At 27.7% G+C, this 6,061-nt stretch carries 3 protein-coding genes; all 3 read left to right on the top strand.

Annotated features, from left to right (window positions below; genetic code table 11):
* Positions 1-567 precede the first annotated feature (567 nt).
* The 3 genes from BT1A1_RS17085 (at position 568) to BT1A1_RS17075 (ending at position 5,963) form a co-directional block, all read left to right on the top strand.
* Entirely contained in the window at positions 568-1,593 is a 1,026-nt protein-coding gene (locus tag BT1A1_RS17085; protein WP_034773585.1) for a restriction endonuclease, read from the top strand.
* A 414-nt stretch (positions 1,594-2,007) separates the two neighbouring features.
* Complete coding sequence (locus BT1A1_RS17080) at positions 2,008-4,161, top strand: ATP-dependent nuclease (protein WP_051989215.1); 2,154 nt, start codon at positions 2,008-2,010, stop codon at positions 4,159-4,161.
* Entirely contained in the window at positions 4,158-5,963 is a 1,806-nt protein-coding gene (locus tag BT1A1_RS17075; protein WP_034773582.1) for a UvrD-helicase domain-containing protein, read from the top strand. The genes BT1A1_RS17080 and BT1A1_RS17075 overlap by 4 nt, the downstream gene beginning before the upstream one ends.
* Positions 5,964-6,061 lie beyond the last annotated feature (98 nt).

Genomic DNA, 6,061 nt, shown 5'->3' with positions numbered 1-6,061 from the left:
ACTAAACCTAAAGTTTTTACACAAATCCCGTACTGAGTTAAGTAAAAAAGTTTTTGTATAAAAAGATGAAAAATATATTTCGTATTTGTTTTTTCTTTCTACTCATACTAATTAGCTTTCACAAAAGCGTGCGGACTATCAGAAGAGATTACAACAGCCAGCATTTTAAAATGCTGGCTTATTGCAATTCATTAGACAACTAATTAAAGATGTAATATACATTATAACCTACTATAGAAATTTTTCTACTTATAAGTATCACGTAATATATTAGGATATCGATACGGTTTTAAATGATGAAATTGTGTTAAATGTTTGTGCTAAAGAGACAGTCAAAGAAATTTCTTGAGCTTTTACTTAATAATTAATGATAAGAAGGGGACATCTTTACAGGATGTTGCCTTCTTTTTGTATTCTTTCTAGTGGTATTTCTAGTATTTGAATATTTAGCGATAGCTCCCATACCATAATTTGGTTTATTAAGAATGTTATAATAGTATTTAAGAAGGGATAAGAAATTTAGGAAATGAATATGATTTGGATGGGTTTATCAGAGGAGGTTTTAAAATGACAGTTTGGTTATTTCGTGCAGGTAAACAAGGAGAATTTGAAAATAAATTCCTAGATGATGGAAGAGTCTATCTTACCTGGGATGACCTTAATATCAATCTAAAAATAATTGAATCTAAAGAAAGCCTATATAAAAGCTTAATACAACATTATGATCTGGATAAAGAAAAAACAGCAATAAATTGGGCTTCTCAAATTTGGCCTATAGCACATTCAATGGAACTTGGAGATTTAGTTGTATTGCCCTCTAAATTTAATCGTACTATACATATAGGTGAAGTTACGGGTGATTATGTGTATGATGAATTACTTGGAAGTCCCTATTATCATTATCGAAATGTAAACTGGATTGCAAAAGATATACCAAGGGATCGTTTTGATCAGGATATATTATATTCATTAGGAGCCTTTATGACGGTCTGTAAAATACACAGAAATAATGCTGAAGAGCGTATTAGAGAAATGCGTAAAAATAATTGGCATGTACCAAAAAATAAAAATGTAAAGGAGCTAGTAGAGGAAAATGAAGAAACAGTTTCAATAGATTTAGAAGAATATATATACGATCAAATCTCTGAAAGAATTATACAGCGTTTTAAAGGACATAAGATGGAAATTTTAATTGAAGAAATTTTGAAAGCAAAAGGCTTTACTACTTACAGAAGTCCAGAAGGTGCAGATCACGGTGTGGATATATTAGCAGCTTCAGATACGTTAGGTTTTGGAAATCCAAAAATTTGTGTCCAAGTCAAGACATCTGATACTCTTCTTGATAGACCGACATTAGATCAGTTGATAGGTACAATGAGCAATTATAGTGCAGACTTTGGCTTATTAGTATCGTGGAGTGGCTTTAAATCTTCTGTCACTAAGGAAATTCCTAAGCAATTTTTCAAAGTTCGTCTTTGGGACTCGAAAACTATTATTCAACAAATCTTTGAGAACTACGAAAAGCTTAGTGATGAAATTAAGAAGGAGATTCCTATTAAGAGGGTTTGGATGTTGGATAGTGAAGTAGAATAGTAAGCTTTAATGGGAATAAAGGAGGGAATAAAAATGTGGAAGGATAGTGAAACAGAATTAGATTTTATAGACTTTGATTTTTTGATAGGAATACTTAAAGATATCAACGAAGATGAAGTGTAGAAGTTTGCAGACTTATATATTAGGGGGAAAGAATTAATAATGTTTTGGAGGATTAGTGTATAACTTTTAATTAGATGTACATATGTATTTCTGAAAGAAAATTTTAAAAAGTTATTAGAGTAATTTCTGTAATTAGTTTCATGATACTCATAATGATTTTTTAATTATGTACGAATAATTTAAAAGTACTGAGAAATATGATTTCGTCTTAAATAACAACGGAAACCCTATAACTAAGGAACTTCTTTATATGGTAATAATAAATTACTTACTTATTTAGGAGAGAGAGTTATGTATTTAAAAACACTAAGCTTATATAATTTTAGGAAATTTGCAGAGCGGGAAGATTCTAGTCCTGGTTTAACAGTACATTTTAATAAAAATCTAAACTTAATAGTTGGTGAGAATGATTCAGGCAAAACAGCTATTATTGATGCAATAAGATATTTATTGGGAAGTTTAAGTGATGATTATGAGAAGATTACTATGGAAGACTTTTACTGTATAAATAAAGATGAATTCGCAAAATCATTTATTATAGAAGGGATTTTTACCGATTTAAATGAAAAGGAAGCAGGTATTTTTTTAGAGTGGCTTTCATTTGATGCAGATAATGAATATCAGTTAAGAGTTATATTAAAAGCGGAAAGAAAAACAAATGAAAACGGCAAAGAGTATATAGATAAAAAAATATTGGCTGGCGAAGTAAATTGTGAACTAAGATTAAATAGCCAAGCACGAGATTTATTAAAAACAACTTATCTAAAACCACTAAGAGATGCTAATTCAGAATTGAAGCCTGGATTTAGATCAAGGTTAGTAAATATTTTGAAAGCTCATCCAATATTTCAAAGTGGTGAATCAAATGAATTAGTGCAAGTTATGAAAGAAGCGAATACAAAAATAGAAAAATTTTTCCAAAAAGAATATACTAAGGGTCACTCATTGATAAAAGATATAGAAAATGTTTTGAGTGATTTTTATGACAATACTGATTTAAAAAAGTCTAAAGCAAAGTTTAACGTTTCAAAGAACGATCTAACTTCGATTTTGAGAAGGTTAAGCTTAAATACAGAAGAGATAAATTTAGGGTTAGGAAATCAAAATTTGCTTTTTATAGCAACCGAAATGTTATTATTAAATAATTTTTTGAATGAATCCGAATCTATAGGTCCTAATATAACTCTTATAGAGGAAATAGAAGCGCATTTACATACACAAGCTCAGATAAGATTAATTAAGTTTTTAGAATCTGAACTTGAGAAAAATAACTATTCAAGTCAATTTATTTTAACAACACATAGCTCGAATTTAGTTTCATCTATTAATCCTTGTAATATAATTATGATTCATAATGATTTTTGTTATCCAATGAATAAGGACTATACATTATTAAACGAGAATGACTATAAATTTTTAGAACGATTTTTAGATGCTACTAAATGTAATTTGTTTTTTGCAAAGGGAATCATCCTTGTCGAAGGAGAATCAGAAATGTTTTTAATTCCTGCATTAGCAGAATTAATTGGGTTACCTTTGCATAAGAGTGGTGTTTCAGTAATAAATGTTCATGGAACTTCATTTGAACGTTATCTAAAATTATTTTCCAGGTCTGAGCATTGGATTGAAGAATTAAATTACCCAAAATTGAATATTCCTATTTCTATAATTACTGACATTGATATAAAACCGTATATTTATTATGAAAAAGAAGGTTTTAAGTCAATATATAGCATTCAAAATAATACACATTTACAAGGTATATTAAAGATAATAAATAAAAAAGAGGAAGATTTAAATACTGAGTTTATTGGAAAGGAATATTCAACATTAAAGAAACTTGCTAAGGATTTTAAATTTGAAGTTAATAATGAGAATGAAAACGAGTTAGTTCATGCTCTTAAACTAGACATAAGTGAAAAATATATTGAAGAATCTAAGGATAAAAAGCTACAAGATATTGAAGAGAAATATAGAAGTTATAACTGTAATTTTAAAATATTTACAGCACCAGAATGGACTTTAGAATACAGTTTATCAAAAAGTTGCCTTAGAGAAATGTTATATAAAGTTATTCATACATTTAGATATAAAAATGCTTTTGAAGGTAAACGCTTAAAACAATTTGAAGAATTCAAACAGATCATAAAAGAAGACAATGATTTTTCAGATGAAATTGCATACGAGATATTTAAACCTATTGATAAAAAATTAGTATCCAAAGCTGAAGTCGCTCAAGAACTTAGTGTATACTTAAAAGATTTATTTGAACGAAAAAAAGATAATAAAGAAGAATTAGAAAAAATACAAAATAAAATAATGCAGGATGATTACTTGAAATATCTTATTGAAGCAATACAACATGTTTCAACAGTAAATGTTGTGGAAAAATCTGAAGAAGAATTTAAAGAAGAATTTGAAGAAAAAGTAGGGGTATTCCAATGATTTCTACAGAAGTTCTTTTTTTAAAAGAAATAGAAACAAAATTATTACCTAAAGGAGCTACATTTTCAGAACAGCAAAAGTCAGTAATATTTCACAATAATACTGCAAATATAGTAGCGGGTCCTGGATCTGGAAAAACTACAGTTTTAATAGCTAAATGTGCTATGTTATTAAAAGAAAATATCGGTAATTCCAAGGGAATATGTTTAATTACACATACGAATGTAGCTGTAGATGAGATAAAGAGTGGATTAAGTAAAATCGGATTTAACAATATCGAATATCCCAATTTTTTAGGTACAATACAAGAATTTTTTAATTATTTCTTTGGAAGGAAAGCTTTTCATATTATTTTTGGAGATAAAAACATTAGAATAATGGATGATGAAGAATATAGAGAAAGATTTGATCATTTTTTTGATAGATTAAAACCAAATTGGTATACCAATAATAATCCAAATGTAAAAAGTAAAAACCCTCAATTAATTATTAATCAAGACTTAACTTATGATGTTATTAGTGATGCCAATAGTACGTATAGAGAAGCTTTTAATGATAGTATAAAACATTTATTAAAATTTGGGATTGTTACAAATAAACAATGCTTAGAGTTGTCAGCTTGGTATATTAAAAAACATTTATCAAAGATCAGGGAAGCGCTTTCTAACAGATTTGAATATGTATTATTAGACGAGGCTCAAGACACAAATAAATTTCAATATGAACTATTAAATAGTTTATTTTTAGATAATATAAAATTTCAACGTTTTGGAGATCCTTATCAAGCACTATATAGTATTTTTGATACAAAAGAAGATGCTTGGATTCCATCTGAAGAAGCTAGTTATATAAATAAAATTGAAATTGCTGAAACATCTAGGTTTAACGAAAATATTGCTAACTTAGTTAGAAATGTTTGTATAGAAAAATATGATAGTTTTAGGTCTGTTAGTTCTGTAAATTCATTTCAACCCTATTTTATTACATATGATGATGGACTGGAGTTAAAGTTAAAATACAAAGAATTAATATCCACGTTGGAAGAACAATCTTCAGAATACAAAAGTTCTAATAAAAAGGACGCTATACTTTCAGCAAAACATGATGATTTAATGTCTTTATTTGAAGAGTATATAGTATCTAATTCGAAAGTAAAAAAATCAGAGAGTGGAGTTAAACAAATTTATTCTTTAATTTTACGCATAATTTCTAAAGAAATAGATTTAAATTTGCAACAGACGGAAGAAAAATTAAATTCTTTGTTAGAGAATAAAAAGATAATAGCTAAGCTTATTAAGGATTTGATTACAAAAGATAATATTGAAAGTACAATTTCAAGTATTATTCTTGAGATAGAAAAAATTAAAAATGATATTATTGAACCTTCTAAAAAAGAAAAAATTAAAGAGCAATTAAATAGTTTCAAGAATGAAATGGAATCTTCAAGGAAAAATGCTATAGTAGAACAGGAAAAAGAAGAGTTTTATATTGGAACAGTACATTCAGTTAAAGGTGAAACCCATCGGTCAACACTACTAGTATTAAATACAGTATTTTCTGATTGGCATGGAACATATAGCTATGAAATATTAGAGTTATTAAATAATTATTTAATAGGTCATTATATAGATTTAGAAAACATCTCGAATCTTCAATTAAAAAGAGAAACTAAAAATGCTTTAAAGTTGGCATATGTAGCATTTAGTAGACCTACTCATTTAGTTGCGATAGGGATTCACAAGGATAAGCTAACAGAAAAATTGAAAGAAGAACTTATTGAATTTGGTTGGAAAGAATGGTAAATAAACTCTGGTTTAATTTGGTTAATCTATTTTACACATGGGTTTCATAAAGCCTTATTAATTCAGTATTTTGACGTTAATTCGACCTCGACACCGGT

Origin of the sequence: Caldibacillus thermoamylovorans (genome assembly GCF_000751775.1) — a bacterium.
Lineage (GTDB): Bacteria > Bacillota > Bacilli > Bacillales > Caldibacillaceae > Caldifermentibacillus > Caldifermentibacillus hisashii.
This window is presented reverse-complemented; position numbering and strand designations above follow the sequence as displayed.